General features: G+C 69.9%; 1 pseudogene. It reads left to right on the forward strand.

From position 1 onward, the window contains the following. Positions 1-336 (forward strand): annotated as a pseudogene (locus ACG04Q_RS25590) (hypothetical protein); the annotation flags it as partial.

Below are 336 nucleotides of genomic sequence, written 5' to 3' on the forward strand. Positions count from 1 at the left end.
AGCCGCGTGCTGGAAGCCAACGTCGAGAACCTCATCCTCACCGGGTCGGCCAACCTGACCGGCACCGGCAACGAACTGGACAACGAGAGAACCGGCGACGCGGGCAACGAGACGGTGGACGGGGGGGCGGGCTCCGAGCTGATGGCCGGCGGCGCCGGTGACGACGTCTATGTGGTGGACGATGCCGGCGACCAGGTCGTCGAGAACCCCGGCGAAGGCACGGACACCGTGCGCGCCGCGGCCAGCTTCGCGCTGGGCGCCAACCTCGAGAACCTGGTGCTGACCGGCACGGCCATCGTGGACGGCACCGGCAACGAGCTGGCCAACGTCATCACC

Origin of the sequence: Pelomonas lactea, assembly GCF_043555885.1 — a bacterium.
GTDB lineage: Bacteria > Pseudomonadota > Gammaproteobacteria > Burkholderiales > Burkholderiaceae_C > Pelomonas > Pelomonas lactea.